The organism is Prevotella histicola (assembly GCF_055385135.1).
In genome coordinates this window covers 715673-742008 of the sequence record NZ_AP043793.1, presented here as the reverse complement: position 1 = coordinate 742008, position 26336 = coordinate 715673, and the positions used below count along the sequence as shown (strand labels likewise).

The following is a 26336-nucleotide window of genomic DNA, read 5'->3' as shown; positions in this document are numbered from 1 at the left end:
AGCGGAAGTTCAATAATTATTGAACTTCCGCTTACCTTTTGAGGGTGGAGGGTGGGACTCGAACCCACGACATTCAGAACCACAATCTGACGCTCTAACCAACTGAACTACATCCACCGTATTTGGTTATTGCTTAAAAGCGAGTGCAAAGGTACGGGTTTTAAATGAATTGACCAAATAATTCCCGTACTTTTTTTATTTTATCCTTTTACTTTGCAGGGGCTACTGGGGCTGTTGGAGCCTGTGTTGCACCACCTTTCTGTGCAGCAGGAGCAGCTTGTTTCTGCTGACTTGCACCAAAGTTAGGAAGGTTATTAGGGTTGGTTGTATTGCCTTCTGTAGCTGCTTTCTCTATAACACTCTCATCAGTTGTTGCTGAAGGAGCTACGTAAGCACTTGCTACGCTGATGACAACCATGGCAATAGCTAATCCCCATGTTGCCTTTTCTATGAAATCTGTGGTCTTGCGGACTCCCATTATGGCATTAGAAGATGAGAAGTTTGATGCGAGACCACCACCCTTTGACTCTTGAATCAATACGATTCCGATCATCATGAGTGATGCTACCACGATAAGAATAACGAATAACGTGTACATTTTTCTTGTTTTATTTTTTACTATTGTTTATTATCAGTTTCTCTAAAAAACGGATTTGGTCTGCAAAGTAACGATTTTTTTTCGGATAAACCAAATTTAATCGCTTAATAATTTCCAATGCTTTAGAATATCTTCCTTGTTTAATATAAATCCTAGCAAGGGTCTCTGTGAAGTAACCAGTATCCTCATTCTCAGCCTCTTCGGCAGAATCAGCTTCTTCAAGTTCGTATTCTGTCTCTTCTTGTAGTGTGATTTTACCATTTTCTTTGTTGATAAAGTCATCTATAAGTTCCTGACCTTTCAGCTGAGGGATGGTCTCTTGTTTTTGTTCATTCTCACTTTCAAGTAGATAAGCGACGTAGTCTATAGTTGCATCGGCTGGAGTTGGCTTCCGATGTACTTGTGTATCTGCAGGTATCTCCTCCTCTGGAATTTGCTCAAGGAAGTCATCTATGAGGGAAGTGGTCCTGTCTTCGTTGGCTTTGAGGTATTCAGTATCTGTTGTTATAGCTTCTTGTGCATTGTTTCCTTTCTGCTTTTGTTGTGGAATTAGCTGGTAATGAGCTTCTTCTACCAGGTTGAACAATATCTGACGGTCTGCTATATACATTGCTGCACGACGCAATTCTTCGTCGAATGTAGGGTCGTGAAGCAGGAAGAGATTCTGTAGTAAGAGGATACGTGCTGGCTGATAGTAGGGGTAAAGAGCAAGCAAGCTCCGTAAATCGTACAGAGTTTCTTTGTTCAGGTTTTCTGGATGGTTAATGAGATAGGCAATATCCATATGCTGAGTTAGTGTTGATAAGTGTTGATGTTGTTATGGGATAGCTTACCAATTAGCAACTGTTGCATTGAAAATCTGGTCCGTCAAGTCTTTCACCATCTGTGTTACGAGCTCTTCTTGTACTGAGTTCAGGTTCCTGGTTGTCTCATAACTTGATGTAGCAGTAAACTGACGTTCAAAGTCTTCTTTATGGTTCGTATTGTTAGTGAAGCGTACGTTGACAGTGATAGACAGTTCTGTCTGTGCGGAGTAGCCTTCACTTGATACGCTCTTGTTACGTTGCTGGTATTGGGTTATCTCACCTTCAATCTTTAAGTCACCATTACGTTTAACCTGCTGGAGGCGTGTGTGATTTGCAAAAACGTCTTTTAGTTGGTTGTTAAACATAGGTCCCATAGGTCCCCAAACGTAGGTTGAGCGGATAGGGAAGTCCGAAATCTGGATGGTATGTACCTTATTATAATCGATACTTGCGCCATTGAACTTGTAAGATACGCTACATGCAGCCAGCAGGAGCAGGCAGATGGCTGTTACAGTCCACGTTAGATGGCGTGTTGTATTTATGTTTTTTCCTATCTTCATCTTATGTTTGGCTATAGAGGGATAAGTTTTTCCTTATTGTTTTGCTTGTCTTAATCGTTTTCTAATCCGTATTGTTTGATGCGTCGATATAGTGTTCTGTCACTGATACCAAGCTCTTGTGCAGCCTTTTTCCTGTTGCCGTTATTACGCTCTAAGGCCTTTTCAACCAGAAGTTTGCCTATGTCGTTAAGGTTAAGGGTCTCTGGTTCGGATATTTCTTCCGCCTCCGCATCCACTATATGTTCGATAGGTTCAGGTGATCTGATGCCTGGTTTAGTCGGAGCAGATGGTAAATTAGACGTTGTTGGTGCAGCTGCTTGGAAGCCGTTTGCACCGTTGAGTTGTCTGTTTTCCTCTAATTGTTTGCGAACATTGGTCAGATCACGTCGCAAGTCACTGACATTGCCACGTAACTCATAGAGAATTTTATATAGAATCTCACGCTCACTCTCGTAGCTGTGAGCGCCATTGTTCTGTATGGGGGCCAATTGTGTGCTGTCTTGATCACGTGGAATGAAGTGCAATATGGTGTCTGCATCAATCTCGCGCTTCTCACTTAAGACAGACATTTGTTCTGTTATGTTCTTTAATTGGCGTACATTTCCAGGCCATTTATACTGAAGAAGTATCTGACGTGCTTCATCTGTGAGTGTAATCTTAGGCAATCTGTATTTCTCTGCCATCTGCATTGCAAAGAGACGGAAGAGTAAAATGATGTCTTCACCACGTTCACGGAGTGGCGGTATTTGGATTGGAATAGTGTTCAAACGGTAAAAAAGATCCTCGCGGAACTTACCTTCACTGATGGCTTTGCGCATGTTTACATTGGTTGCAGCGACAATACGGACATCAGTCTTGCGTATTTCTTGTCCTCCAACACGTATATATTCGCCTGTTTCCAGTACACGAAGCAGTCGCGCTTGCGTTGCCATGGGTAATTCTCCAACCTCATCAAGGAAGATTGTTCCCTTGTTGGCGATGCCAAAATAACCCTCACTTTCACCAATAGCACCTGTGAAAGAGCCTTTCTCATGCCCGAACAGTTCACTATCGATAGTCCCTTCAGGGATAGATCCACAGTTTATGGCGAAATATTTCTCTCTCTTACGTGGCGAGTTGTCATGGATGATACGGGGAATAATCTCCTTACCGACACCACTCTCGCCGATAATCAGTACTGATAAATCTGTAGGTGCAACTTGAAGGGCAACATCTAATGCTCTGTTAAGCCCATCACAGTTACCTACAATGTTATATCTTTGTTTGATTCTTTGTAGTTCTGTTGTATTCATTTGACTGACAAATTTACTTATTATATTTGTAAAAACTGCAACTTTGGCAGACTTTAACAACTTCTTATGTGCACTTTCAGAGGATGGAAAGTCGGTGAATGAATCTGCTTAATGGGTCTCTTTGGTCTTAATAGTGTGTGAATCCCAAAAGGAATAAATGCTCTCTTTGTGAAATATTTTCCTAATTGATTTTTAAAAGGGCGTCTTTTGTGTTGCAAAAGATGCCCTTTTGCAATGTAAAAGGTGCCCTTTTGACGTGTAAAAGGTGCCCTTTTACAATGCAAAACATGCCCTTTTGAAAGCCTGTTTGTAACTGTTTGGTTTTGTGATAGTTATGAATCCGTAAAAGTCCAATATCTTCCTGTTTTGCTTGTCATGACCTTTTAACTTTTGTAATATAGTTTTACTATTGAGGATTATCGTCATTTTACATTCTTTTTAAGCTTCTTGTTGAGGAGGAAACGGGTGGAGGGGGATAGCTTTTCGTGGTACACTTTTTGTGCAATAAGTAATGATTGATAGAATAAATCTTATTGAGTATGAGAGTAATTTATGTATTTGACACCTATTGTGGTTGGTGTTATGGTTTCGAGTCTGTCTTCTCTAAGTTCTTGAAGAATCACCCCGAGATCTCCCTTGAGATGTATTCTGGAGGATTGTTCGTAGGTGGTGAGACAATAAAAGCTTCTATGTTGGAGCATGTTAAGGAATCAAATGCACGTATAACAAGATATTATGGTGTGCCTTTTGGGGACGCTTATGAAAGGCAATTGGCTGCAGGTAATCTGAAGATGGATTCCGTTAAACCCGCGATAGCTTTTGCATTGGTACGTGAGATGCTTCCAAAAACGCAGTGGGGGGAGTTCATTTATGAAGTCCAAAGGGCATTTTACATAGATGGAAAGGATTTAAACGAACCAGAAATCTTTGTAGATATTGCACGGAATCTGGGTGTTGATGCAGATAAATATGCGTCAGAACTGAAAAATAATTGGGACAATAAGACTCTCGCAGAGGATGATTTCAAGAAGTCTGATAGTTTTGGTGTAGAGAGTTTCCCAACTCTTTTGATAGAGGTGGATGGTAAATATCATAATCTTCTGTCGGGTGCAAACACGGTAGAGAAGCTGGAGCAGAACTTCCGCAACTATAGTCAGTTGGGTGAAGGGGATACTGCTCCATCCTGTAAGATTGATGGTAGTGGGTGTTAATGTAATGAATTGAAAAAAAAGAGGAAATCATTCAGATTTCCTCTTTTCCATTTTTATCAGTAACAACCCTATGGCTGTCCATATTAATTCGCGTATGCGGACGATTAAAGCAACGAAGACTGCAGCACTTGTACTGAGCCCTAAGCCCGTAACAGACATGAGAAATCCGCCCTCTCTACCGCCTAACTGTAGCGGAATGAAGAATAACATGTTGGCAAAGAGCGAGGTAAAAGCAAGGATAAGGATACAATCAATGTAGTTAACGCTTGGCATGAGGACCAGAAGAACAAAGAAAATCTCCAGTGCACTACATATGCGGCAAGCCAATTCCAGCGATACAACCATCAAGAAAGTACGTGGATTCTGATTGTGTAATGATGCAACTTGCTGGTCAATAGTGTCCAGTTGTTCCTTATGTTTCTCTATAAAAGGTTCTGCCCATCTCTTGATAAGAGGGAGATGGCGTACTATATTCATCACTCGTACAGCCAATCCTTTCTTGTAACCAGTGAGGAAGAACCAGATAGCGGACACACAGAACACTCCAACAGCAGTGAGCATAGTGCCCATAAAGAGGTTTATTGGCTGGGTAAAGATGTAAAGGAATATCGAAAGAAGCCAAAACCAGAAGTGGCTAAAGATATGTGTCATGGCATAGAGCAGTACGGATGATGTGGCACGTTCTGCTCCAATCTTAGGCGTAAGTTCCATGATGCGATAGGGCTCTCCGCCCATCAGCCCACCGGGAGTTGCATAATTGAGTGCAAATCCAGAGACTGTAACCTTATAAAGCCAGTGGAAAGAGACTTTTTTCTTATCTGTTTTATCCTTGGTTTGACTACGAATGATGGTAAACCAAGCAGCTGTATTGAATAGATAAAGGAAAGCCCATAGGATAACAACAGCGAAGAACCAGTAGCCAGCATGTTGGATATTATGCCATACGTCAGCAAAGTCAAGTTGTGTTATCATGATGATAAGCACAACTAAACCAAAGATGAAAAAGCCATTTTGATACTTCTTGTTCATGAACTTCCTTTGCTTTCTCTATACGTTACAGTGAGAACAGCACTTTAGTGTGCTTCTTTCTCGTTTTCAGATTGCGGTGTGCGGTCTTCCCGTTTGCGAGGAATAGCAAAACGAACCTTGTCACTTTCATCTCGTTTCTCCTTATACAACTTTGGTAAAGGGTTACCCATTGGGGCATCATAGTCAGCTCTGTTGCGGAAAATATCTATGGCTAAATAGATTGCATGACGAAGACTTTGCTCATCAGCAATACCCTTTCCAGCGATAGACAGGCTATTAGGAAGCTCCGGAGCAGTGCGAACGAGTGGTAATCCGGCGGTGTAATTGATGCCAGGAGATGCTGAAAGTGTCCGGAATGGAGACAATCCCTGTTCGTAATACATCGCTAATACGCCGTCAAACTCCTCTGCTTCGTTACATCCAAAGAAGGTGTCTGCAGCATAAGGACCGAATGCCTGAATGTCTTTCTCTACGAGTTCGTCAATGGCGGGAGCGATAATCTCCATCTCTTCTGAGCCTAGTAGTCCGTTATCTCCAGCCTTTGGGTTTAAGCCAAGTAGGGCTATGCGAGGGCAAGAGATGCGGAAGTCACGGCGTAAACTTTGGAAAAGTGTCGTCACATTATTGATGATACTCGTCTTAGAGAGCGACTCAGACACTTGACGCAGTGGTAGATTACGTGTGGCAAGAGCTACACGTAGCTCGTCGTTTACGAGGATTGACAATCCTTGTCCCTCTGTTTCGAGATGATCTTCTATGTATCTGCTCTGCCCACTGAAGTGGAATTGGTTGTTGTTATCAATAGGCGCGGTCACTAAAACATCAAAAAGGCCCTTTCTGTAATCCTCCAGTGCACAGTCAATAGCTCTCAATCCTGCATTACCAGACTCTTCTGAAGGTACACCGAATTCTACTTTTATCTCCTCATCAAAGACAGGTAGCAGGTTGAGTCTGCCTTCTTGAGCTTCTGAGGCATTATTGATAATCGTAAAGTTTGCCTCTATGTCCAGGGCATTACGGTGATATGTAGCCACCTTTGGTGAGCCATAGATGATAGGAGTACAGAGTTCTAGCATCTCCGACTCCGCAAAAGTCTTGAATATTAGTTCGTATCCGATTCCGTTTGTATCCCCATGTGTTATCGCCACACGGATCTTTTTGTTTTCGTTCATTGCTTTATCTTGTATGAATTTATCTTTTATTATGTCTTTATTTGTCTTTTTCTCTTCAGCTTTTTAGCCTTTATTTCTTTTACTTTTTTACCACTTTGCCTTTTTATCTCTTTTGTTTTTAAGAGTATATAGGGCTGCTTCTGCTTTTAGAAGGAGATTCCTTTTTGATTTGTTGGGTGCAAAAACGAATACTTCAGCAGTGATATCTGTACCTATGGGGTGGTAAGCCACGAAGGGACCACCCATCTCATCGTTCTTCATCTCCCATGTCCCCCAGTTTGTTATGGACTTTCCTGGGTTTATATGTACGGTTGTAAGTGATGCAGTTTGCATGTACATACCGTCATGTTCACCTGGTATGTTGATGCGCATAACACTGTCTCTTTGATGTTTGAAGTCTATATCTGTTGCCCGATATAGGCATATGTTGACACTGTTGGCACCGTCTTCTTGTGAAAACCAAAGGAAATTCTTTCCTTTTTTACTTGCTTTCATCTCAGCAGGGATGAGCATTTGCACGCCAAACATCTTCTGAATGGCTTCTTCTGCAGTCTTGTTATGATGGCTTGCAAGTGCTTCTTGTGCTCTTTCTATCTCGAATTTATTGAGATAGTTGCGCAGTCTGCTTCCGTTTCTCTCCATAAAAAGGCGAAGAACAGTTGTGTTCGGCACTGTAATATGCACAATTACTTGCTTCTGAACATCTACATCACGCTCTGTAGTCAGCTGTATATTTTTCCCTTTTTGTGGGTCAATAGTGACCGTAACGATGGCATGTGAGAGACGGTTTAAGTCGTTCGGCCTCAGTTTTCTTACCTGTATAACATCGAATGATGCCTCTTTCCGTACCAGATCTGGTATTGGAGCACTAAGCGTTTTCGTCACAATACTGTCCTGATCGCCTACGACAACCACTTCATAAGGCTTCCCTCCACTGACGGGCTGACCCTTGTTGATATTGCAACTACTCACTGTTAGAAGTAAAGTGAGCAGTAACAGGCAGGAGAAATATTGTTTACCGACGCTCATCAGCTATCTTTTTAGCTGTTGATAACAGTCCGCAGGCGGCAAAGATATCCTGTCCGCGACTGGCACGGATGGTTGTGAATATCCCATGACGCGTCAGATAATTGCGGAAAACCTCCATTTTTCGGTCGTCACATCCATGCAATGGAATGTTAGGGATAGGGTGGAAGCGTATCAAATTGATACGACAGTCTAACCCTTTGAGCAGGTTTACGATGCTCTTCGCATGCTCTTCGGAGTCGTTGACATCCTTAAAAACAATGTATTCAAATGACAGTCGGCGCTGATGAGAGAAGTCATAGTTGCGTAAAAGTTCCACAATGCTCTCTATGGACATACCTCTTTCTGCTGGCATCAAGGCTGAACGCTGATCATGGAGTGGTGAGTGTAGACTGATGGCAACGTGACAATCGCTCTCTTCCAAGAATCTTTTAAGTTTCCCTTTTATGCCAACACTGCTGACCGTGATACGCTTTGGCGACCAGGCATAGCCGAAGTCGGCAGTCATTATCTCTGTTGTGCGCAACACATTGTCTAGATTGTCCATGGGTTCTCCTTGTCCCATGAAGACAATGTTCGTCAGTTTGTCACGTTCAGGGAGTGAGTATATTTGGTTAAGGATATCCGTTGCTGACAGACTACCTTCGAAACCTTGCTTTCCTGTTTGGCAGAATAAGCAGTTCATCTTGCATCCTACTTGTGAAGAAACGCATAGTGTAGCCCGGTCTTCTTCAGGGATGTATACAGTTTCTACAAACTTTCCGTTGTCAGTTGGAAAGAGATATTTTATCGTTCCGTCCTTAGAATGCTGCGCATCGATGGGAGCTTTGCAACCAATCTCATACGCTGCAGCCAGCTTTTCGCGGTTAGCCTTTGAAATATTCGTCATCTCGTCAATGCTCTTCACATGTTGTGTATAGAGCCATTTGGCAATCTGTCCACCTGTAAAAGCAGGCATGCCAAGTGCCTTAGCAGCCTCTTTCAGTTCACCAAGGGTCATTCCTAACAAATATTTCTTCTCACTTTTCATTCTCGTTCTCAATGTTTTGTTGCTGCAAAGATAACGAAAAATTAGCTAATATACGTGTTTTCTCATGGAGGAATATGCAATATTGCAGTATAAGGCAGCGTGATACAGAAAATTACAAAGGCCTTGTAATACTTCTACAAGGCCTTTGTAATACTATTACAAGCGGCTTGTAATCTTTCTACAAGGCGCTTGTAATTTTCGGTATTGTGCTCCTTCACCATTCAACTTCGTCTTTATAACTGTCGAAAGTGGCTCCTTCTGCATAACCGTAGTCCCTAAACACACTGCTGATATATTCCTGTTCAGCGGGTGTTATGGCTTTTTCTCCGTTCCTGCGGGCGTAATATGAACCGTTACCGAAGTATGTTATAAGAGTGCTACGCATACTTGTGATGTCGCTGGCGAGTACCTTTTTGAATGTTTGTTTCATACCGTATGCCATCTGTACAATGTGGTCTTGCTGGTAATAGGTACAGTTTTCTCCTTCGTTGACAGCTGGGTTTACGCATTCCACAACAGCGTCCTTGTTGATTCCTGCGCATGCAACTAATTGGTGTAGACATGTTTTTGCTTTTCCGCATGTGGTGTTGTAGCATAGAAGATAATGTTCTGGTGCTTCTTGATAATGATTCTTGTTCTTCATTTTGTTTGTAGTTTCTGAAATTGTTAATTATCTCTTGTTCTATTTCTATAGTCTATTAGATGTTGTAAATGCAAAGGTAATAAATTCTGGTTGGTTGGCATGGTATGCCTGAAGATTATTTTTTATGTTTTACAGGTATCTGTTAAGGGGACTTAACGGGCGTCTTTTTGTAGTTGATAGGTGCAAAATGATGTTAAAAAAGAGCGCAAATCGTCTACGATATAGATTATTATTTCTATCTTTGTAACGTCGAGATGAATTTGACACCCACATATGTGTAGTGTCATTTGATGATAAATAAAAACGTTAGGTAGATTGAGGCATGACACCGACTGTGGTGAAAGCTGCAAAAGGTGACATGCCTTTTCTAACAGCGATAGGCTGAAAGAGAGTGGAACAAGCGCTATCAGAGAAGTATAGGGGACTCTATTTTATTGATTTATTTAGGTAAATAGAATAAAAGAGGTTATATCCTTTCCGCCAGTTCGCAATGGTGAGTCTTGACAGATGTTCTTTTAGAGATAAATAAAAATCACATTATAAATATTAAAACAGAAAAGTTATGGCAACAGTTTATGATTTCAAGTTGAAAGATAAGAAAGGTAATGAGGTAAGTCTTGATGCTTACAAGGGTAAAGTTCTCCTTATAGTAAACACAGCAACAGGCTGCGGTTTCACTCCACAGTATGAGGAATTGGAAGCTATGTACCATGAGTTGAAGGATAAAGGATTTGAGATTCTTGATGTTCCATGTGATCAGTTCGGTCATCAGGCTCCTGGTTCTGATGAAGAAATCCATGAGTTCTGTACCGCAAAGTTTGGTGTTGACTTCCCACAATTCAAGAAAAGTGAGGTAAATGGCGCTAATGAACTTCCTCTCTACACATGGTTGAAGAGTGAGAAAGGTTATGCTGGCGGTGCTTATGAGGAGAAGTTGGCTGCTATTATGGAGGATCTTTACAACAAGGCAAACCCAGAACCACGTAAACAGAACGATATCCAGTGGAACTTTACTAAGTTCCTCGTAAACAAAAATGGTGAGGTTGTAGCTCGTTTTGAGCCAACAGTAGACCTCAAAGAGGTGAAGAAGGCTGTAGAAGCACAGCTCTAATCGGTATACTGAAACGAAAGTTAATCATAACAAAGGACGGTCGGATGGATAATATTCTGTCTGGTTGTCCTTTGTCCTTTGTGAACAATATAGCGTTAGATGGCTGTAGATGTTGAGGCTTTCCGTAAGGAAGTATATAATGTTGTAGCATCTATTCCTTTCGGGAAGGTGTTAAGTTATGGGCAGATAGCATGGCTTGTGGGATGCCCAAATCACTCCCGATTGGTGGGAAGGATGCTTCATGGAGCAGCAGAGTCAGAAGGACTGCCTTGTCATAGGGTCGTGAATAATGTAGGGAGGTTGGCACCTGGCTGGATAAAACAGCGCCATTTGTTGGAAGAAGAAGGTGTAACCTTTCGTCCAAATGGTTGTGTAGATATGAAGAAATGGCAATGGAAACTTGATGAATAAGTCTCCATTGCCATTTTTTATAGTCTATTGCTCTGCCTTATGTGGTAATTCTCCTTCAAGAGTATGGCTTTTGGCAGATTTGTTTATCGTTTATAATCCTCTTTGTATTTATCTGTCTCAATATAAATATAGATGTTGTATGCTGGGAATAATGCCCGTACATCTCTTTCAATATCGTTAATGAGTTCAGCTGAATGTGCTTCATACTCACTTTTTACATCTATTTTCGCTGTGAGAAGGATATCTGTTGGGCTGAGATGAACAGTCTTTACATTGATAAGTCGGCTGATTTCTTTTCTATTAAATGATGTCTTGATTCGCACCAGGTCATTCTCAGTTACGCTTTCTCCTATAAGTAGACTATAGAACTCACGTGCAAGGAAGAGAGCTGCAGTACAGAGGAGTACACCAATCAGCACACCAGACAATGCATCATAGAAAGGATTACCCGTGAAATGACTGAGAAGTGTTCCGCCAAGAGCTATCAACAAACCAATAACAGCGCAACTGTCTTCGGCAAAAATGATTAGAATCTCACTGTGCCGGCTCTCTCTTAGGAATCTATAAAGGGATAGTTTGTCCTTATTGAGTTCCTTGATTTCCTTGAAAGCAACACGTAGGCTGATGGTCTCAACTATCAGACCGAAGATTAAGATGCCCATGACAAGCCACGTATTCTCCACACTATGCTCTGGATGAAACAGCTTTTCCGTTGCTTCCATGATGCCTAAAGCACCACCAGCAAAGAACAACATCATGGCAACTACCATGCTATAGAAGTATTTTGCACGTGCTTGACCAAACGGATGTTGGTCTGTTATCTTTGCTTCAGCCTGCTTGTTGCCAACAAGTAACAGTATCTCGTTACCACAATCCACAATACTATGGATTGATTCGTTGAGCATTGCGGCTGAACCGGATACTGCAAAACCAACGAATTTAGATATTGCTACAAGCACATTTGCGCCCAAGGCAGCAATAACACTCATCATTCCACCTTTGTTGTTATCCTTTTCCATTTCCTGTAAGTTATCTTTTCGCAGCTTCTTTAGCTTCCTTTACCATCTTCAAACGCTCTTTATAGATAGGTCGCCATTTATCTATCATAGTCTGAAGATTCTTACTTTGTTGTTCCAGCTCGTGATATTCTTTAGTTTCAGTCTTGTCCTCTTGACTCATGATCAGCATACGTTGTAACATCAACTTCTGCTGTTCGTCAGCTTTTTCAAGCTGTGAACCCAACTTTTCAAGCTGTTCCATGAAAGCCAAAGCACGGTCAATATGATTCTCTTTCACCATCCTTATGATTGTCTTTGTATCTTAATTTGTGGTCACAAAGTTACGGAAAAAGTTCAGATAGGAAAAAGAATACCCTTCTAATTCATACGGAAGAGCAGATTTTGTATTATCTTTGCATATCATAAATAATACTTTCACATGGAGAAGAAAAGACAGATTGATTGCTTCTTACCTTACGGAACAGCCTCAATGGTTGACAGCCTGATAGCTCAGTTGTCCAAAGAGAGGATGGTGAAGGACATATATGTGTTGGCGGCAGAGGGTATGTCGGTAGATACATTGCCCCAACGAACACAGCTTTTGCAGACAGATAGCTTATTGTCTTCTGCTACAATGCGTTTGATTACGGCACAGGCAACAGCTGATTATGCCCTACTTTACCTGAAACAAAGTCCGCTTACATTGGGCTATCAAGCTATTGAACGTATGTTACAAGTGGCTGAAGCGACGGATGCAACACTGGTTTATGCTGATCATTATTCGGTAGAAGGCGGTAAGACTGTCAAGCATCCAGTAATCGATTATCAGTTAGGTAGTATCCGTGATGACTTTGATTTCGGATCAGTAGTACTTCTTAATGTGAAAACTTTGAAGGATTTTGCAGCACAACAGGGCTCTGATGATTATCAATTTGCTGGTTGGTATGCACTCCGTCTCTTCCTTAGTAGACAGGGAAAGGTCTTTCATCTGAATGAATTCCTGTACACTGAGGAGGAAAATGACCTACGTACGAGTGGTGAAAAGCAGTTTGATTATGTTAATCCTCGCAACCGTGAGGTGCAAATAGAGATGGAACAGGCTTCTACAAAACACCTCTCCGCGCTGAATGCGTTGGTAGACACGAAGCTATACACATATCCTGACTTCTCTGAAGGACACTTCCCTGTAGAAGCATCAGTGGTTATTCCTGTCTTTAATCGTGAGAAGACGGTGCGTGATGCAGTCTTATCAGCGCTCTCACAAAGAACTGATTTCCCGTTTAATGTTATTGTTGTGGATAACCATTCAACGGATAAAACAACGGAAATACTTGATGCTTTGGCTTCAGATGATCGTTTGATACATCTCATTCCAGAGCGTACAGACCTCGGAATAGGGGGCTGTTGGAATTATGCCATCAATGATTCACATTGCGGACGCTTTGCAGTTCAACTGGATAGCGATGATCTTTATTCATCGGAAAATACCCTGCAGACCATTATTAATGCCTTTCATGAGCAGCAAGCTGCGATGATTGTAGGTTCATATCGTATGTGTGACTTCGACTTGAATACGCTTCCTCCGGGGCTGATAAGCCATAGTGAATGGACGGAAGATAATGGTTGTAACAATGCTTTACGTATCAATGGACTCGGAGCACCACGTGCATTCTTTACTCCTTTGGCTCGTAAACTACAGTTCCCTAATACAAGTTACGGAGAAGATTACGCCATGGGACTGGCTTTTAGTCGTCGTTTTCGTATCGGAAGAATCTATGATGAGCTTTATCTCTGTCGTCGTTGGGGTGGTAATAGTGATGCTGTGTTGAGCATAGAGAAGGTAAATGCCAATAATTTATATAAGGATCAACTACGAACAATAGAGGTTCTGGCACGTCAAAGGGAGAATAGAAAGATATAAAATGGGACTAACTGATTTCTTTAAAGAGCAACTACATCAGTGGGAAGGGGTGCAGATACGCTTCGAAGAGTTGCGGAATGTACGAACACGTGAGGTTGGTTCAATGCTTGCACAGTACAATCCTGCACGCATGGTGAGCACAGGTGCAAAGATAGATAAGGCTACATTGGCTCTGCGTCCATGCTTTCTTTGTGATAAAAATCGACCTCCTGAACAGATAATCCTGCCTTTTAATGAGGAATTTGATATCCTTGTCAATCCTTTTCCCATCCTTCCTACACATTTTACCATACCTGCTCGCAAGCATCAACCACAGGCAATTGCTGCTAATTATCCGTTGTTGCATCAGCTATTGACGGTTTATCCCCACCTAATGGTGTTCTATAATGGACCTAAATGTGGTGCAAGTGCACCTGATCATTTGCATTTTCAAGCAGGGACAAGCGGAGTTCTTCCGCTACAACAGCATTGGCAACAACTCTATGAGACGTCAGAGACGCTGTTAAAAATCAATGATTACGAGCGAATAGTGCTGGTAAAGGATTATGTTTGTCCTGCTATTGCGATTATAAGTAAGTCTTTGGAACATGACGAGCAGATGTTTCGTTTGGTGTATGATGCCCTTCCAATAAAAGAAGGTGAGACAGAACCAATGATGAACATTGTTGCTTGGCGAGCAAATGACACGTTTATATCAGTCGTTTTTCCCCGTTATAAGCATCGTCCTGACTGCTATTTCGCTGAAAAGGAGCAACAGTTCTTAGTAAGTCCAGGTAGTTTGGATATGGCAGGACTGATGATTCTTCCGCGAGAGGTGGACTTTGAGCGTATTACGCCTACTCTTGCAGAACATATTATGCGAGAAGTTTCATTGTCAGATGAGGCTATGCGTGAAGTGATAAAGCATATTTGTCAGCATAATGTCAGCCCATGGAAGCAGGAGCCAACGGTTTCTGTCGGCATCGTTAGTGCTGAAAAGATCCATTTCAGATTGAACGGTTCCTATCTGATAGATGGTGAATTGATAACAGGAGAACAGACTGTTGAATACTCTAAGGGGGAGATTCTATGGCAAAGTGCGCATCTGAGGGAACTTGTTTTCACTCCTAAGGATCAAGAATCATCATTCTCTTTGGATGATGTTACCATTGGTTTGAATTTCCATTGGGAGCGAAAAGAGGTGCAGACCTTCCTTGGAACACTGCATCTGATCGTTGATAACGGGAAGCTATATGCTATAAATGAGTTGCCAGTAGAAGACTATCTGACCAGTGTTATATCCAGTGAGATGAGTGCAACGTCATCTTTGGAGTTATTAAAAGCCCATGCAGTCATCTCTCGTAGTTGGCTTTTGGCACAGATTGAGAAGCGAAAGAGCCTCGGAAAGGGGACTGAACATCAAGAAGTGTCCACTGTTAGGACGGATAATGAGTTGGTTAGATGGTTCGATCGAGAAGATCATACCTTGTTTGATGTGTGTGCTGATGATCATTGTCAGCGCTATCAAGGCATCACAAAGGCTACAAGCCCACACGTAAAGATGGCTATAGATGCTACACGTGGGCAGGTTTTATTCTCAGAAGGTAGTATTTGTGATGCTCGTTTTAGTAAGTGTTGTGGTGGGATTTCTGAGGAATTCCAATATTGTTGGGAGAACATTCGTAAGCCTTATCTCCTCTCTGTAGAGGATAAAGCACCATTGGGAAGTATACCAACGATGGACTTAACAGATGAAGAAGCAGCACGTGAATGGATTCTTTCATCACCAGAAGCTTTTTGTAACACACATGATGAGGCTGTTCTTGGTCAGGTTTTGAATAATTATGATCAAGAAACGCAGGACTTTTATCGTTGGACTGTAGAGTTCACACAGGCAGAACTATCTGCATTAATAGCCCAAAAGACAGGTATAGACTTTGGAGGAATAAAGAATTTTGTACCATTATCACGTGGAAAGAGCGGAAGAATCTATCGTATGAGGATAGAAGGTACGAAGCGTTCTTATGTCATTGGCAAGGAATTAGAGATAAGAAGAGCATTGAGTGAGAGTCATTTATATAGCTCAGCCTTTGTTGTTGATAGTTATGATATAGTTAATGGCGTTCCTCAATACTTCCGTCTGACAGGCGCTGGATGGGGACATGGTGTTGGCTTGTGTCAGATTGGTGCTGCCATGATGGGTGAGAAAGGGTATGATTACCAGCAAATACTCTATCATTACTATAAGAATGCAGAAGTAAGAAGGTTGTATGAGTGATTGTAAAGAGATAAATTAAAGTTGTAAGACATATTTTATTTTGAGTAACATAAGCGTAATATGCAAGAGAATCAGAAGATAATCAACGGAATACCTATTGCTGGTCAATGGCAAGATTATTGGCGGTGGCTCCCTTCATTGTACATGACACGAGGGCTTCCTTATGTTATTCTGATGATGACATCAATGGTTTTCTTCAACCGGATGGGGATGTCTAACGGCGCAATCACGCTTACAACGTCATGGTTTTTCGTTCCTCTGATCTTCCGTCCATTGCTGGGAAGAATTGTTATTGGGTATAAAAGCAAACGTTTTTGGATTCTGTTGACGGAGTTTATCATGGCTTTATGTCTTGCCGGTATAGCCCATACTGTGACATTCTCACATTGGTTTACATGGTCTGTCACGTTTCTTATGATCATAGCAGTAAGTGCTTCTTTGCATGATGTAGCCATAGAACGGTTCTACAAGAAGGAGTCTAAGCGACGTTATCGTTCAGCTTTCTTCGATAGTCGTGCAGTCTTTTATCTGCTTTCTGCACTCGCAGGATTAGCCATACCTATTACTATTGCGGGAAATTTGGAGGTTATAAACCGTACCGTACGCCCTTCCTGGGCTATGGTATTCTGGTCTTTGGCTGCCCTTATGTTTGGTTTGATGGTTCTCCAAACTGTTCTTCTTCCAAAGAAAGAAGTTGATGTTCGACTTCCGATATGGAGTGGTTTGACGCGTAAGTGGTGGAGTGACGTGAAGTCTTCTGTTGTTATTCAGCCTGGTTATGTGGCAAGTCTCTGTTTCCTTTTTTGTTTTTTGATACCTGAAGGGATGTTCTTCCGAGTGTCTCCTCTCTTTCTTATTGACCCAGGAAGTAATGGTGGAATAGCGCTTTCACCCCAAGAGCTGGGTCTTGTACAAGGAACTGTCGGTACGTTTGCCTTCATAGCAGGGTGTAGTATAGGGACAATGCTCATCAGAAGAGATGGGTTGAAACGTTGGTTATGGGTATTTGTAATGGGCATTACCTTGCCAAAAGCACTCTTTATATATCTTAGTTATTACTTTGTTTCTACGTTATCAATAATCAATATTTGTGTGATTATTGAGCAATTCGGCTGTGGTATGGGGTTGGCTGCCTATGTTATTTGGTTAGTTCATTGTACAAAGAACGAGCATCCTACCTTCACTTATTCCTTAGCTACAGCTATTACGAGCTTCTCCATGTTGATTTCTGGTTGGTTTATAGGGCTTCTTCAGGAGAATATTGGCTATCGTCACTTCTTTCTTCTTGTCTTTTTGTTGGGGATAGTTTGCTTTATCTCGGCTTATTTCATTCCTGTAACCGAAGAAACTGGGCGCCAAAGATTACAGCAGTATAAGCCAGATGCTGTCTGATAGATTATAGAGGGTTGTCCCTTACAGGCTTAAGAGCACTACAGAAATGCCAAGTCTGGAGGAGAAATTCTATGTGCTGGTTGAGGTGTTAGGTGCCAAAAGGGAGGTGGAAGGACAAGTTTTATAAGTGGTAAAGTAATCTTACAGTTTCAAAAGCACAAAGAATAGCAAATTAAGAAAAAACAATCTTTTTCATGCTTTGTAACATCTACATTATCAGATGGTTACAAACAGGTTTGTAAAAGACGCCCTTTTACTCATCAAAAGGGCGTCTTTTACTCATCAAAAGGGCATGTTTTACCATGTAAAAGGGCGTCTTTTACAATGCTAAAGACGCCCTTTTAAAATTCAATTGGGAATTAGTTTTACAAATAGAGGCGGTTTTGAGTCTTTTGAAAGGTAAAAAGGTAAAAGAGTAAAATGGGTGAGAGGCAGAGGGGAAGGTTATGTTGAAGATGATAAAAGGGCTATGAAAAAGACGAAAGAGATGAGAGGAGAATGCGCGAAAGTTGCTGATGAATTTGTAATTGGTTCCTTGATAAGTCCTTATTTCTGAGTTAGTTGATGGCTGAGAGCTATACTAAATGGTAGGAATATAAAAGGATATCCTCTACATGTGATAAGCCGTTAACCTTTATAAAAAAGCATTTTATTTATTTGTTTCTAACGGAAAAAGTAGTACTTTCGCAGTTAGAAAGTTATAAAAAATAGTAGAAATGAAAATTAAGTATTTATTAATGGCAGTCATTGTAGCAACGATGACCGCCTGCGGTACGTCTTCAAAAGTCCCATTGACGGGTCGCACACACCGTATAAGTATCTCTGACGAGCAATTACTTGCTCTCAGTAATCAAGAATATGCAAAGTTCATGGCTTCTGCTACAAAGTCAACTGATGCAAAAAATACGGCAATGGTTCAGCGTGTGGGTAGAAGACTTGCCAACGCAGTAGAGAGTTATCTACGTAGTAATGGCTATGCCAGTGAAGTAAAGAACTTCCGTTGGGAATTCAATCTTATTAAAAACAATCAGGCAAATGCCTTCTGTATGCCTGGAGGAAAGATTGTTGTTTATGAGGGATTACTACCTTATACACAGAATGAGGCAAGTCTGGCAATCGTATTAGGGCACGAGATAGCCCATGCAGTGGCTAAGCATAGTGCCGAACAGATTACCAAACAGATGAACCAACAGATTGGAACCAGTGTCTTGGGTACGGTCTTGAATTCAACAGTAGGCGGTGGAGTAGGTGATATCGCATCCCAGGTAGCGAGTGGAGTATTCTCTTTCCGTAACCTGAAATATAGCCGAGATAATGAAAGCGAGGCTGACTATATGGGATTAATCTTTGCTGCGATGGCTGGTTATGACCCTGCTAATGCTGTTACTTTCTGGCAACGTATGGCGTCAGCTACCAATGGTAGTCGTGCAGAAGTGCTGAGTGACCACCCTTCAGATGAGCGTCGTATAGCGAATATCAAGAAGTGGTTGCCCGAAGCAGAGAAGTATTACCATGGCTATAGACCCCAAAGTGTGTCTTCAACATCAAGTGTTAGAACCCTTCACATTGGTTCTGGTACGACGAATCGTTCTGGTAAGAGACGCTAAGCATAGGCTTTTTGTGTCGTAAACTAACGGCTATCAACTTCTTCTCCTGTTCATTTACTATTCCTTAATGGACCATAAAGCGGAGAAAGTTGATAGCCGTTATATATTTTTATAGAAAGATTTGAAAGGTTCGTATTTTATTCTTATCTTTACAAACGAAATCAAACCTTTACGACTATGATAGATTATCTGGTACAGAACTTATGGTTATCCTGGTTATTAGTGGGCATTATCTGTCTCATTTTAGAGATCATGAATGGTGATTTCTTTATCATGTGCTTTGCTATAGGAGGGTTTTGTGCTTCAGTTGTTGCTGCTTTTACAGACAGTATCGCCCTACAAGTAATCTTCTTTGTTATCTTTACGCTCCTAAGTATCTTCTTTGTGCGCCCTATAGCATTGAAATATCTGCATCAGGGGGAGGACCATCGGGTTAGTAACGTTGAGGCTCTGATAGGTAGAGAAGGTAGAGTTACGGATAAGATAGAAGCAAATGGGTACGGAAGGGTGAAGGTTGACGGTGATTCTTGGAAGGCAAAGTCAGCCAATGGAGCAGAGATTCGCCAGAATACGGACGTACGTATTTTAAGTATCAACTCTGTTATCATAACCGTAGAACCCTGTTAGAGCTTTCAGAATAGAGTGAACTTTTGAATAATTAAATAAATCTTTTATGCTTATGGATATTGCAGCTTATGTGCTTATAGCACTTATTGTCTTGGTAATTGTATTTGCTAAGATGTCAATTGTCATCATTTCGCAGAGTGAAACGAAGATTATTGAACGTCTTGGGAAGTATTATGCAACCCTTCAACCAGGTATTAATATCATCATTCCATTCATTGATCATGCGAAAGACATCGTTGCCCTGAAGGCTGGACGCTATACATATACTAACTCTATAGACCTTCGTGAGCAGGTATATGACTTTGATCGGCAGAATGTTATTACGAAGGATAACATCCAAATGCAGATAAACGCACTGCTTTACTTCCAGATTATTGACCCGTTCAAGGCTGTTTATGAGATCAATAATTTGCCAAATGCCATTGAAAAGCTGACCCAGACAACGCTACGTAACATCATTGGCGAGATGGAATTGGACCAAACACTGACCTCACGTGATACGATTAATACGAAACTTCGTTCTGTTCTTGATGATGCAACCAACAAGTGGGGCATTAAAGTAAACCGTGTTGAGCTGCAAGATATCACTCCTCCAGCAAGCGTTTCACAGGCAATGGAGAAGCAAATGCAGGCAGAACGTAACAAACGAGCTACCATTCTCACCAGTGAGGGACAGAAACAATCAGCTATTCTGCAGTCTGAAGGTGAGAAGCAAGCAGCCATTAACCGTGCTGAAGCAGATAAACAACAGCAGATTCTCATAGCTGAAGGACAGGCACAAGCACGTATTCGTAAGGCTGAAGCTGAAGCTATTGCTATACAAAAGATAACAGAAGCTGTAGGACAAAGTACCAACCCAGCTAATTATCTCATTGCTCAGAAATACATCCAGATGCTTACAGATCTGGCAAATAACAATAATCAGAAGACTGTATACCTGCCGTTTGAAGCCTCAAACCTAATGGGTTCTATCGGAGGTATTAAGGATATGTTTAAAGGATAATAGGAATAATGCAGAAAACAGAGCTTTGTATTTTTTGTGGGGCACGCCCTAATTTTATTAAGGTGGCACCAATCATCAGAGTAATTAACAAACTTGCAGCGGAAAATAGTCCACATAAAGTGACATATTCTCTTGTCTATGCAGGGCTTGCAGATGACCCTACACTTGAAGATGAACTGTTTGATAACCTCTCAATTAGGCGTCCTGATGCCTATCTTGGAGTGGAGTGTGAGAACCTGAATGAGCTTACAGGGCAGGTAATGTCTAAGTTTGAGCAGTATCTACAGAGCCATCCAACAGACGTAGTGATAGTAGTTGATGACCTCGCATCAACGATGGCAGCTGCTATTGTTACAAAGAAACAGGCAATAACCTTGGCACATATCGCCGCAGGTACACGTTCTTTCGATATTACTATGCCTAAGGAAATAAACCGTTTGGTTATAGATGGTCTGTCAGACATCCTCTTTACGGCTGGTTTTAGCAATAATAGTATTGCTAATAAGGAAGGTGCTGAACTGTCAAAGGTATACATGGTGGGTAATATTCTCATTGATAACATCCGTTATAATCGTGAACGTGTTGAGGGAATGAGGCTCAATGACATTGATGCCTTAGCTGGATTACCTCTGAAAGAAGGCAGTTATATTGTGTTTACTCTCAATCGTAAGGCATTGTTAGCAGATCAAGAGAACCTTGAAAAGATGCTTCGTGTACTGTGTGAGACGGCTGGTGACCTACCGATCATTGCACCGTTGCGTGATTCAGCGGTACAGGTTATCATGGCATTGGGCTTAAAGAAGAATATCAGTCTGCATAATCTGCATATTGTAAAGCCACTGAACTATCTCCAGTTTGCTTACCTTACATCGCACGCACAGGGTATTGTGACTGATTCTGGTAATGTTGCAGAGGAGGCAACCTTCAATAATATACCGTGTATTACGCTGAATAGTTACACAGAACATATCGAAACAGTTAAGGTAGGATCAAATGTTCTCGTTGGTGAAGATGCTGAATTGCTGCGCAGTGCATTTACAGATATGGTGTCAGGAACATGGAAGAAGTGTGGAATCCCTGACAGATGGGACGGGCGTTCGGCTGAACGTATTGTTCAGATTCTCTTAGAACACCGTTAAAATATAGATATAATAATGCCGAATAGGGGAAAGAGTCTGTCGGATTCTTTCCCCTATTTTATTTTGTATTGTTCTTGACTATTTGTAATTTTGCACATTATAAAGTACTCGGAGTTATGCACGGACATACAGACAATTACACTTTCCTGACACAAGGACCTCTCCATCGTGTTATTATAACAATGGCTATACCGACCATTATATCAATGCTCGTAACGGGATTGTATAATATTGCAGATACGTTCTTTGTCGGAAAGATCAATACACAAGCCACTGCTGCAGTCGGAATTGTCTTTTCTCTGATGTTTTTTGTGCAGGCAATGGGTTATTTCTTTGGGCATGGTTCAGGGAATTATATATCCCGTGAGTTAGGAGCACGCCGTCATAAGAATGCTGAAAAAATGGCTTCTACGGGCTTTTTCAGCTCTTTCTTCTTGGGAGTTATTGTTCTTATTCTAGGTGAAACCTTCCTTCATCCACTTTCTTTGATGCTTGGAAGTACACCAACGATACTTCCCTATACCAAAGATTATATGCAAATTATTCTCCTTGGTGCACCTTTCTTAACTTCTTCTCTCACCTTGAACAATCAGATGCGTCTGCAAGGGAATGCTAATTTTGCTATGTTTGGCATTGTTTCGGGAGCAGTTTTGAATGTAGTTCTTGATCCTCTGTTGATTTTTACATGCAATATGGGAGTCAGTGGAGCTGCCTGGGCAACAGTGATAGGACAGACTGTATCATTCGTAATATTGTTCCTAATGGCGCGAAGAGGGGAAAATATAGCTATCCATTTCCGTAATTTCTCTCCATCATGGCGTGCCTATAAGGAGATATTCTATGGTGGAAGTCCATCTCTGATGCGGCAAGGTCTGGCTTGTGTGTCTACTATGTCGTTGAATTTAGCAGCTGGTGTCTATGGTGATTCGGCAATTGCAGCGATGAGTATTGTTGGTCGTTTAGCCATGTTGTCGTTCTCTGTTGTCATTGGATTGGGACAAGGTTTCCAGCCTGTATGTGGCTTTTGTTATGGTGCGGGATTGTTTGATAGATTGAAAGAAGCATTTAAATTTACCGTTCTTGTTGGTACAATATTCCTCATTGTTTTGTTAATTATAGGCTGGGCTATTAGTGGTTCACTCATTGGAGTCTTCCGTGATGACCCTGATGTGATTGCCATTGGTATAGTAGCTTTGCGCTGGCAGCTATGTACATTCCCACTGAATGAGTTTATTTTAGCAAGTAACATGTTGCTGCAAACCTGTCGTAAGCCGTGGAGAGCGAACCTTTTGGCAGCTGCACGACAGGGGTTATTCTTTATTCCGTTGATCTTTATTCTCCCATCTCTCTTTGGTTTGAAGGGCGTTGAGATATGTCAGGCTGTAAGTGATGTATTCTCTTTCTCGCTTACAGTTCCTATTATTATTTATACTTTCCGTGAGTTTACACGTGAAGCAGAAGCACGAAAGGCAAAGAAATGAGAACGATTTATATAAAGAATATGGTCTGTGATCGTTGTAAAATGGCTGTTGATCAGGTTTTACAACGTATGGGATTACATCCAACAAAAGTAGATTTGGGCGAAGCTATCATAGAAGTGGAGCCTTCTACAGAGCAACTTGCACAGCTTCGTACATCCCTTGAGAAATTAGGATTTGAACTCCTTGACGATCATAGGCAGCAGACGATTGAGCGTATTAAGGCTGCGTTGGTAAAGCTTGTTCATTATCAAGATAATCAGTCTGCAAGGACTCTCAGCAATTATCTCTCTACAGAACTCCGCCAGGATTACAGTGCATTGTCCAAACTCTTCTCTGAAGTAGAGGGAAAGACGATTGAACGTTATTATATGGAGCTGCGTATAGAGCGTGTAAAAGAGCTTATCCGATATGATGAACTCACACTTACGCAGATAGCTCTTCGTATGAATTATTCTTCAGTGGCGTATCTGTCTAATCAGTTTAAGGCTATTACGGGAATGACACCTTCTGAATTTAAAGGCTTAAAGCAAAATCTACGTAAGCCATTGGATGTTCTTTAATCTGTTAGAATGTATCTTAGACTGTCTATGAAATAGTTTAACAGAAAATGAAGGATATGAGTTTTATAAACAGGAGATAATCCCTTATTTTCGCTTTTATATCTATCAGAGAATCAGGTGATTAAAAACCGTAAAGTAAAAGGTGCCCTTTTGCATTCCAAAAGAGCACCTTTTACATGTCAAAAGATGCCCTTTTACTTCCTAAAAGGGCGTCTTTTAGAATGCAAAAGAGCATCTTTTGTCTCCGTGTTGTGAATTAATTTTACACGTTATGGTATCTTTAATTCTCAGAAGACAGTATCTTGGCAGAATTAGTATTCTATCTTATCTGTTTTCGTGTTCCATAGTTTGAAGGCTTCAAGCGCCTCGTTGCGCAGTAAAATCTCTGATGGTTTCTTGCGGTATTGTGGTTCAACCTCAATCTCCTTATATATAAAATCATCATCAAATCCTATGGCTGCAGCATCTTTTCGGTCATTGGCATAATAGATTTTATCAAGATGTGCCCAGTAAATGGCTCCTAAGCACATTGGGCATGGTTCACATGAGGTGTATATTTCACATCCTGTGAGGTCAAAAGTTCCCAATTTTCGGCACGCATTGCGGATGGCTGAAACCTCTGCATGAGCTGTTGGGTCATTGTCAACAGTCACGTTATTGCTGGCTTCAGCAATGATTTCACCATTGCGTACGATGACTGCTCCGAATGGACCACCACCTTTTTTAACGCTATTGACAGATAGCTCAATAGCCTTTCGCATAAATTCTTCTTTGGTCATTTTGCTGATTTGGAGTTTATTGTCCAGACTCTTCTTTTATCAATTGTGGATAAATGTCGTTGAAAGTCTTACGTAGTTCTTGTTCGTTATCAATCGTCTTGCGGATAGTCTCAAGGTTCTTTGCATTTGGTGAACCTGGAATCCATAGCTTTAAGTATCCTGTTCGGCTATATTTCTCTTTCATGTGATCTCTGAAACGTTTCCACATTTGTTCTTCATTCATCTCTGGATAATTCTCTATACCAAAGAGAATGGCACGTGAAAAAACAACGTTAGGGTCAAGATCACGGTCGGCTTCTGCAACGATCTTACCATATATGCTCCGTGGAGCACGGGAACTGCTTGCTCGATGGTCCTCAACAGCTTCCTTCATGATCTTTATCTGTTCTGCCGAAAACCATTTCTTTAATCGGGCATCAGCAGTAAGTATCTTTCCACTGGTAATATGGTGAATGGCACGAGGTCCTTCCATACCCAGATCATGGTATGCAGCAATGACGTATACCATATTGACATCAGCCCCAGTAACAGCTGTTAAAGCTAGTGAATTCTTAATTACCCGTTGAACATGAGATAGCCCATGACTCTTCCCAAAAGCATTGTATCGAGGTAGAATCTGCTGCTCAACAAAGTTCATTATTTCAAGATTGGGTTGTTGCATAAGCATGTTTCAAAAAGAATTTTGAATGAGAGTCGTTGTTAGTGGTTGCCTTACTTACAAGAAGAGAATGGCTGCAGACGTTGTAATACCATAAATAAGTATGTTGCGTGCAGTCTTTGCTAAGACGATATTCAGGTCTTTTCCTTGGTTAATTCTTGCCATAAAGTTCGCCGTCCTCTTATGTAAGAGGATGTAAGGGGTATAGAATAAGATAAATAAAAGTGTAAATAACAGATTATTGTTACTAAAGAAAAGAGCATAGAACATTAGGAAATATGCAAAGATCCCTAATGCTGAATAAAATCTTTCTGCCCTTTTAGTACCTAACCAGACAATGAGTGTTATCTTTCCGTCCCTTTTATCGTTGTCTCTGTCTCTATAGTTGTTGACTACAAGGAGTGTGTCGATAACCAATCCGCAGGCTATACCTGTAATGAAAACTTCAAGTTGGAAGGCTTGCATATGATCAGGTAGGATGGCGTATGTTGTGAAGACAACTGGGACAATACCAAAAAAGACAAGCACCAGGAGGTCGCCTAAACCAAGATAGGAGAAGTATGTTGTATAAAGAAAGGCGAATAGAACGCAGATAGCACCCACAATGATCATTTCCCACCCACCATATATAATAAGCGGTAAGCCTATGAAGCATGCTAAAAGCGATGTGATGATGAGTCCTATGCGCATGGCTGGGAGGGTTATCCACCCTTCTGAGCAGGCTCGTTTAGGCCCTAATCGGGTGGAACGATCGTCATTTCCTTTCACACAATCAAAGTAATCATTGATGAAATTGGAATCGATCTGCATCAAAAAAGCGAAAAGAAAACAGAGAATAGCAGGAAGAATACGGAAGTTTGCAGCTCCTCCAATCTTCCATGCCCATGCCGTCCCAATCATGACAGGTACCATTGCACCTGTGAGAGTCTTAGGACGTGCAGCAAGAATCCATGCATTTAAGCTATTCGTCTTTATATAATCGTTCTCAGATACCATTCCTTTGATGCCTATAATAGTAAGAATAT

The 26336-nt window shown here is 41.3% G+C and carries 24 protein-coding genes, 1 tRNA gene and 1 pseudogene; 11 read left to right on the top strand and 15 right to left on the bottom strand.

All coding sequences use genetic code 11. From position 1 onward, the window contains the following. Nucleotides 1-42 precede the first annotated feature (42 nt). From ACZ48L_RS03180 to ACZ48L_RS03160, 5 genes are all read right to left on the bottom strand, one after another. Nucleotides 43-118: transfer RNA gene (locus ACZ48L_RS03180), tRNA-His, on the bottom strand. A gap of 90 nt (nucleotides 119-208) precedes the next feature. Further along, nucleotides 209-598: a preprotein translocase subunit SecG gene (gene secG, locus ACZ48L_RS03175; RefSeq protein WP_025790916.1), complete on the bottom strand. Its 390-nt coding sequence runs from the start codon at nucleotides 596-598 to the stop codon at nucleotides 209-211. Nucleotides 599-608: 10 nt separating this feature from the next. After that, on the bottom strand, nucleotides 609-1382 hold the full coding sequence (locus ACZ48L_RS03170; RefSeq protein ID WP_025790918.1) for a hypothetical protein: 774 nt from the start codon (nucleotides 1380-1382) through the stop codon (nucleotides 609-611). Between the two features lie 45 nt (nucleotides 1383-1427). Then, complete coding sequence (gene lptE / locus ACZ48L_RS03165) at nucleotides 1428-1964, bottom strand: LPS assembly lipoprotein LptE (RefSeq protein WP_008822741.1); 537 nt, start codon at nucleotides 1962-1964, stop codon at nucleotides 1428-1430. A 50-nt stretch (nucleotides 1965-2014) separates the two neighbouring features. Next, the gene (locus ACZ48L_RS03160; RefSeq protein ID WP_025790919.1) at nucleotides 2015-3256 is read right to left on the bottom strand and encodes a sigma-54 interaction domain-containing protein; all 1242 of its coding nucleotides are present in this window, start codon (nucleotides 3254-3256) and stop codon (nucleotides 2015-2017) included. Between the two features lie 539 nt (nucleotides 3257-3795). Between ACZ48L_RS03160 and ACZ48L_RS03155 the strand changes: the two genes are divergently transcribed. Continuing rightward, a complete protein-coding gene (locus ACZ48L_RS03155) occupies nucleotides 3796-4467 on the top strand; it encodes a DsbA family protein (RefSeq protein WP_025790920.1) in 672 nt (223 codons plus the stop codon). A 27-nt stretch (nucleotides 4468-4494) separates the two neighbouring features. On the opposite strand, the gene ACZ48L_RS03150 is transcribed toward ACZ48L_RS03155, so the two are convergent. The 5 genes from ACZ48L_RS03150 to ACZ48L_RS03130 form a co-directional block, all read right to left on the bottom strand. Beyond that, nucleotides 4495-5496: a lysylphosphatidylglycerol synthase transmembrane domain-containing protein gene (locus ACZ48L_RS03150; RefSeq protein ID WP_025790922.1), complete on the bottom strand. Its 1002-nt coding sequence runs from the start codon at nucleotides 5494-5496 to the stop codon at nucleotides 4495-4497. A gap of 44 nt (nucleotides 5497-5540) precedes the next feature. Continuing rightward, nucleotides 5541-6668, bottom strand: coding sequence for a PdxA family dehydrogenase (locus tag ACZ48L_RS03145; protein ID WP_025790923.1), 1128 nt, complete (start codon nucleotides 6666-6668; stop codon nucleotides 5541-5543). An 87-nt stretch (nucleotides 6669-6755) separates the two neighbouring features. Continuing rightward, nucleotides 6756-7640: a DUF4837 family protein gene (locus tag ACZ48L_RS03140; RefSeq protein WP_464722008.1), complete on the bottom strand. Its 885-nt coding sequence runs from the start codon at nucleotides 7638-7640 to the stop codon at nucleotides 6756-6758. Nucleotides 7641-7683: 43 nt separating this feature from the next. Further along, complete coding sequence (gene rlmN, locus ACZ48L_RS03135; protein ID WP_025790927.1) at nucleotides 7684-8724, bottom strand: dual-specificity RNA methyltransferase RlmN; 1041 nt, start codon at nucleotides 8722-8724, stop codon at nucleotides 7684-7686. A 214-nt stretch (nucleotides 8725-8938) separates the two neighbouring features. Beyond that, on the bottom strand, nucleotides 8939-9367 hold the full coding sequence (locus ACZ48L_RS03130) for a DUF6078 family protein (protein WP_025790928.1): 429 nt from the start codon (nucleotides 9365-9367) through the stop codon (nucleotides 8939-8941). Nucleotides 9368-9929: 562 nt separating this feature from the next. Between ACZ48L_RS03130 and ACZ48L_RS03125 the strand changes: the two genes are divergently transcribed. Both ACZ48L_RS03125 and ACZ48L_RS03120 read left to right on the top strand, forming a co-directional pair. Next, entirely contained in the window at nucleotides 9930-10478 is a 549-nt protein-coding gene (locus tag ACZ48L_RS03125) for a glutathione peroxidase (RefSeq protein WP_008822731.1), read from the top strand. Between the two features lie 99 nt (nucleotides 10479-10577). After that, nucleotides 10578-10889: an MGMT family protein gene (locus tag ACZ48L_RS03120; protein ID WP_025790929.1), complete on the top strand. Its 312-nt coding sequence runs from the start codon at nucleotides 10578-10580 to the stop codon at nucleotides 10887-10889. 83 nt (nucleotides 10890-10972) lie between these two features. Here the strand turns inward: ACZ48L_RS03120 and ACZ48L_RS03115 are convergent, their stop codons facing one another. Beyond that, nucleotides 10973-11908 carry a cation diffusion facilitator family transporter gene (locus tag ACZ48L_RS03115; protein ID WP_025790931.1) on the bottom strand — a complete coding sequence of 312 codons (936 nt, stop codon included), beginning with the start codon at nucleotides 11906-11908 and terminating at the stop codon, nucleotides 10973-10975. Between the two features lie 10 nt (nucleotides 11909-11918). Continuing rightward, nucleotides 11919-12188, bottom strand: coding sequence for a hypothetical protein (locus tag ACZ48L_RS03110; protein WP_025790932.1), 270 nt, complete (start codon nucleotides 12186-12188; stop codon nucleotides 11919-11921). 138 nt (nucleotides 12189-12326) lie between these two features. Here ACZ48L_RS03110 and ACZ48L_RS03105 point away from each other — a divergent pair. The 8 genes and pseudogenes from ACZ48L_RS03105 to ACZ48L_RS03070 all read left to right on the top strand — a co-directional run bounded on the left by ACZ48L_RS03105 (nucleotide 12327) and on the right by ACZ48L_RS03070 (nucleotide 23874). Beyond that, nucleotides 12327-16065: pseudogene (locus tag ACZ48L_RS03105) on the top strand (DUF4922 domain-containing protein). A 60-nt stretch (nucleotides 16066-16125) separates the two neighbouring features. After that, nucleotides 16126-17457, top strand: a complete 1332-nt coding sequence (locus ACZ48L_RS03100; RefSeq protein WP_025790935.1) for an MFS transporter — start codon at nucleotides 16126-16128, stop codon at nucleotides 17455-17457. A gap of 716 nt (nucleotides 17458-18173) precedes the next feature. Next, on the top strand, nucleotides 18174-19064 hold the full coding sequence (locus tag ACZ48L_RS03095) for a M48 family metallopeptidase (protein ID WP_008822723.1): 891 nt from the start codon (nucleotides 18174-18176) through the stop codon (nucleotides 19062-19064). A 177-nt stretch (nucleotides 19065-19241) separates the two neighbouring features. Continuing rightward, nucleotides 19242-19691 (top strand): NfeD family protein, encoded by a 450-nt coding sequence (locus ACZ48L_RS03090; RefSeq protein WP_008822722.1) that lies wholly within the window; start codon nucleotides 19242-19244, stop codon nucleotides 19689-19691. A 52-nt stretch (nucleotides 19692-19743) separates the two neighbouring features. Further along, on the top strand, nucleotides 19744-20694 hold the full coding sequence (locus tag ACZ48L_RS03085) for an SPFH domain-containing protein (protein WP_008822721.1): 951 nt from the start codon (nucleotides 19744-19746) through the stop codon (nucleotides 20692-20694). Nucleotides 20695-20702: 8 nt separating this feature from the next. Beyond that, complete coding sequence (locus ACZ48L_RS03080) at nucleotides 20703-21833, top strand: UDP-N-acetyl glucosamine 2-epimerase (RefSeq protein ID WP_219493477.1); 1131 nt, start codon at nucleotides 20703-20705, stop codon at nucleotides 21831-21833. 116 nt (nucleotides 21834-21949) lie between these two features. Next, complete coding sequence (locus tag ACZ48L_RS03075; RefSeq protein WP_025790936.1) at nucleotides 21950-23314, top strand: MATE family efflux transporter; 1365 nt, start codon at nucleotides 21950-21952, stop codon at nucleotides 23312-23314. Next, nucleotides 23311-23874 carry a helix-turn-helix domain-containing protein gene (locus ACZ48L_RS03070; RefSeq protein ID WP_025790938.1) on the top strand — a complete coding sequence of 188 codons (564 nt, stop codon included), beginning with the start codon at nucleotides 23311-23313 and terminating at the stop codon, nucleotides 23872-23874. Before ACZ48L_RS03075 ends, ACZ48L_RS03070 begins: the two co-directional genes overlap by 4 nt. A 311-nt stretch (nucleotides 23875-24185) precedes the next feature. On the opposite strand, the gene ACZ48L_RS03065 is transcribed toward ACZ48L_RS03070, so the two are convergent. The 3 genes from ACZ48L_RS03065 to menA are packed head-to-tail and all read right to left on the bottom strand — an operon-like array spanning nucleotide 24186 to nucleotide 26307. After that, nucleotides 24186-24653, bottom strand: a complete 468-nt coding sequence (locus tag ACZ48L_RS03065) for a nucleoside deaminase (protein WP_025790939.1) — start codon at nucleotides 24651-24653, stop codon at nucleotides 24186-24188. 16 nt (nucleotides 24654-24669) lie between these two features. After that, on the bottom strand, nucleotides 24670-25314 hold the full coding sequence (locus ACZ48L_RS03060; RefSeq protein WP_025790941.1) for an HD domain-containing protein: 645 nt from the start codon (nucleotides 25312-25314) through the stop codon (nucleotides 24670-24672). A 54-nt stretch (nucleotides 25315-25368) separates the two neighbouring features. Further along, the gene (menA, locus tag ACZ48L_RS03055) at nucleotides 25369-26307 is read right to left on the bottom strand and encodes a 1,4-dihydroxy-2-naphthoate octaprenyltransferase (protein WP_025790942.1); all 939 of its coding nucleotides are present in this window, start codon (nucleotides 26305-26307) and stop codon (nucleotides 25369-25371) included. Between the last annotated feature and the right edge of the window lie 29 nt (nucleotides 26308-26336).

Excerpts from the sequence above, each read along its gene's own strand:
- secG (WP_025790916.1), bottom strand. The coding sequence starts at position 598 with ATGTACACGTTATTCGTTATTCTTATCGTGGTAGCATCACTCATGATG.
- ACZ48L_RS03170 (WP_025790918.1), bottom strand. The coding sequence starts at position 1,382 with ATGGATATTGCCTATCTCATTAACCATCCAGAAAACCTGAACAAAGAA.
- lptE (WP_008822741.1), bottom strand. The coding sequence starts at position 1,964 with ATGAAGATAGGAAAAAACATAAATACAACACGCCATCTAACGTGGACT.
- ACZ48L_RS03160 (WP_025790919.1), bottom strand. The coding sequence starts at position 3,256 with ATGAATACAACAGAACTACAAAGAATCAAACAAAGATATAACATTGTA.
- ACZ48L_RS03155 (WP_025790920.1), top strand. The coding sequence starts at position 3,796 with ATGAGAGTAATTTATGTATTTGACACCTATTGTGGTTGGTGTTATGGT.
- ACZ48L_RS03150 (WP_025790922.1), bottom strand. The coding sequence starts at position 5,496 with ATGAACAAGAAGTATCAAAATGGCTTTTTCATCTTTGGTTTAGTTGTG.
- ACZ48L_RS03145 (WP_025790923.1), bottom strand. The coding sequence starts at position 6,668 with ATGAACGAAAACAAAAAGATCCGTGTGGCGATAACACATGGGGATACA.
- rlmN (WP_025790927.1), bottom strand. The coding sequence starts at position 8,724 with ATGAAAAGTGAGAAGAAATATTTGTTAGGAATGACCCTTGGTGAACTG.
- ACZ48L_RS03130 (WP_025790928.1), bottom strand. The coding sequence starts at position 9,367 with ATGAAGAACAAGAATCATTATCAAGAAGCACCAGAACATTATCTTCTA.
- ACZ48L_RS03125 (WP_008822731.1), top strand. The coding sequence starts at position 9,930 with ATGGCAACAGTTTATGATTTCAAGTTGAAAGATAAGAAAGGTAATGAG.
- ACZ48L_RS03120 (WP_025790929.1), top strand. The coding sequence starts at position 10,578 with ATGGCTGTAGATGTTGAGGCTTTCCGTAAGGAAGTATATAATGTTGTA.
- ACZ48L_RS03115 (WP_025790931.1), bottom strand. The coding sequence starts at position 11,908 with ATGGAAAAGGATAACAACAAAGGTGGAATGATGAGTGTTATTGCTGCC.
- ACZ48L_RS03110 (WP_025790932.1), bottom strand. The coding sequence starts at position 12,188 with ATGGTGAAAGAGAATCATATTGACCGTGCTTTGGCTTTCATGGAACAG.
- ACZ48L_RS03100 (WP_025790935.1), top strand. The coding sequence starts at position 16,126 with ATGCAAGAGAATCAGAAGATAATCAACGGAATACCTATTGCTGGTCAA.
- ACZ48L_RS03095 (WP_008822723.1), top strand. The coding sequence starts at position 18,174 with ATGAAAATTAAGTATTTATTAATGGCAGTCATTGTAGCAACGATGACC.
- ACZ48L_RS03090 (WP_008822722.1), top strand. The coding sequence starts at position 19,242 with ATGATAGATTATCTGGTACAGAACTTATGGTTATCCTGGTTATTAGTG.
- ACZ48L_RS03085 (WP_008822721.1), top strand. The coding sequence starts at position 19,744 with ATGGATATTGCAGCTTATGTGCTTATAGCACTTATTGTCTTGGTAATT.
- ACZ48L_RS03080 (WP_219493477.1), top strand. The coding sequence starts at position 20,703 with ATGCAGAAAACAGAGCTTTGTATTTTTTGTGGGGCACGCCCTAATTTT.
- ACZ48L_RS03075 (WP_025790936.1), top strand. The coding sequence starts at position 21,950 with ATGCACGGACATACAGACAATTACACTTTCCTGACACAAGGACCTCTC.
- ACZ48L_RS03070 (WP_025790938.1), top strand. The coding sequence starts at position 23,311 with ATGAGAACGATTTATATAAAGAATATGGTCTGTGATCGTTGTAAAATG.
- ACZ48L_RS03065 (WP_025790939.1), bottom strand. The coding sequence starts at position 24,653 with ATGACCAAAGAAGAATTTATGCGAAAGGCTATTGAGCTATCTGTCAAT.
- ACZ48L_RS03060 (WP_025790941.1), bottom strand. The coding sequence starts at position 25,314 with ATGCAACAACCCAATCTTGAAATAATGAACTTTGTTGAGCAGCAGATT.
- menA (WP_025790942.1), bottom strand. The coding sequence starts at position 26,307 with ATGGTATCTGAGAACGATTATATAAAGACGAATAGCTTAAATGCATGG.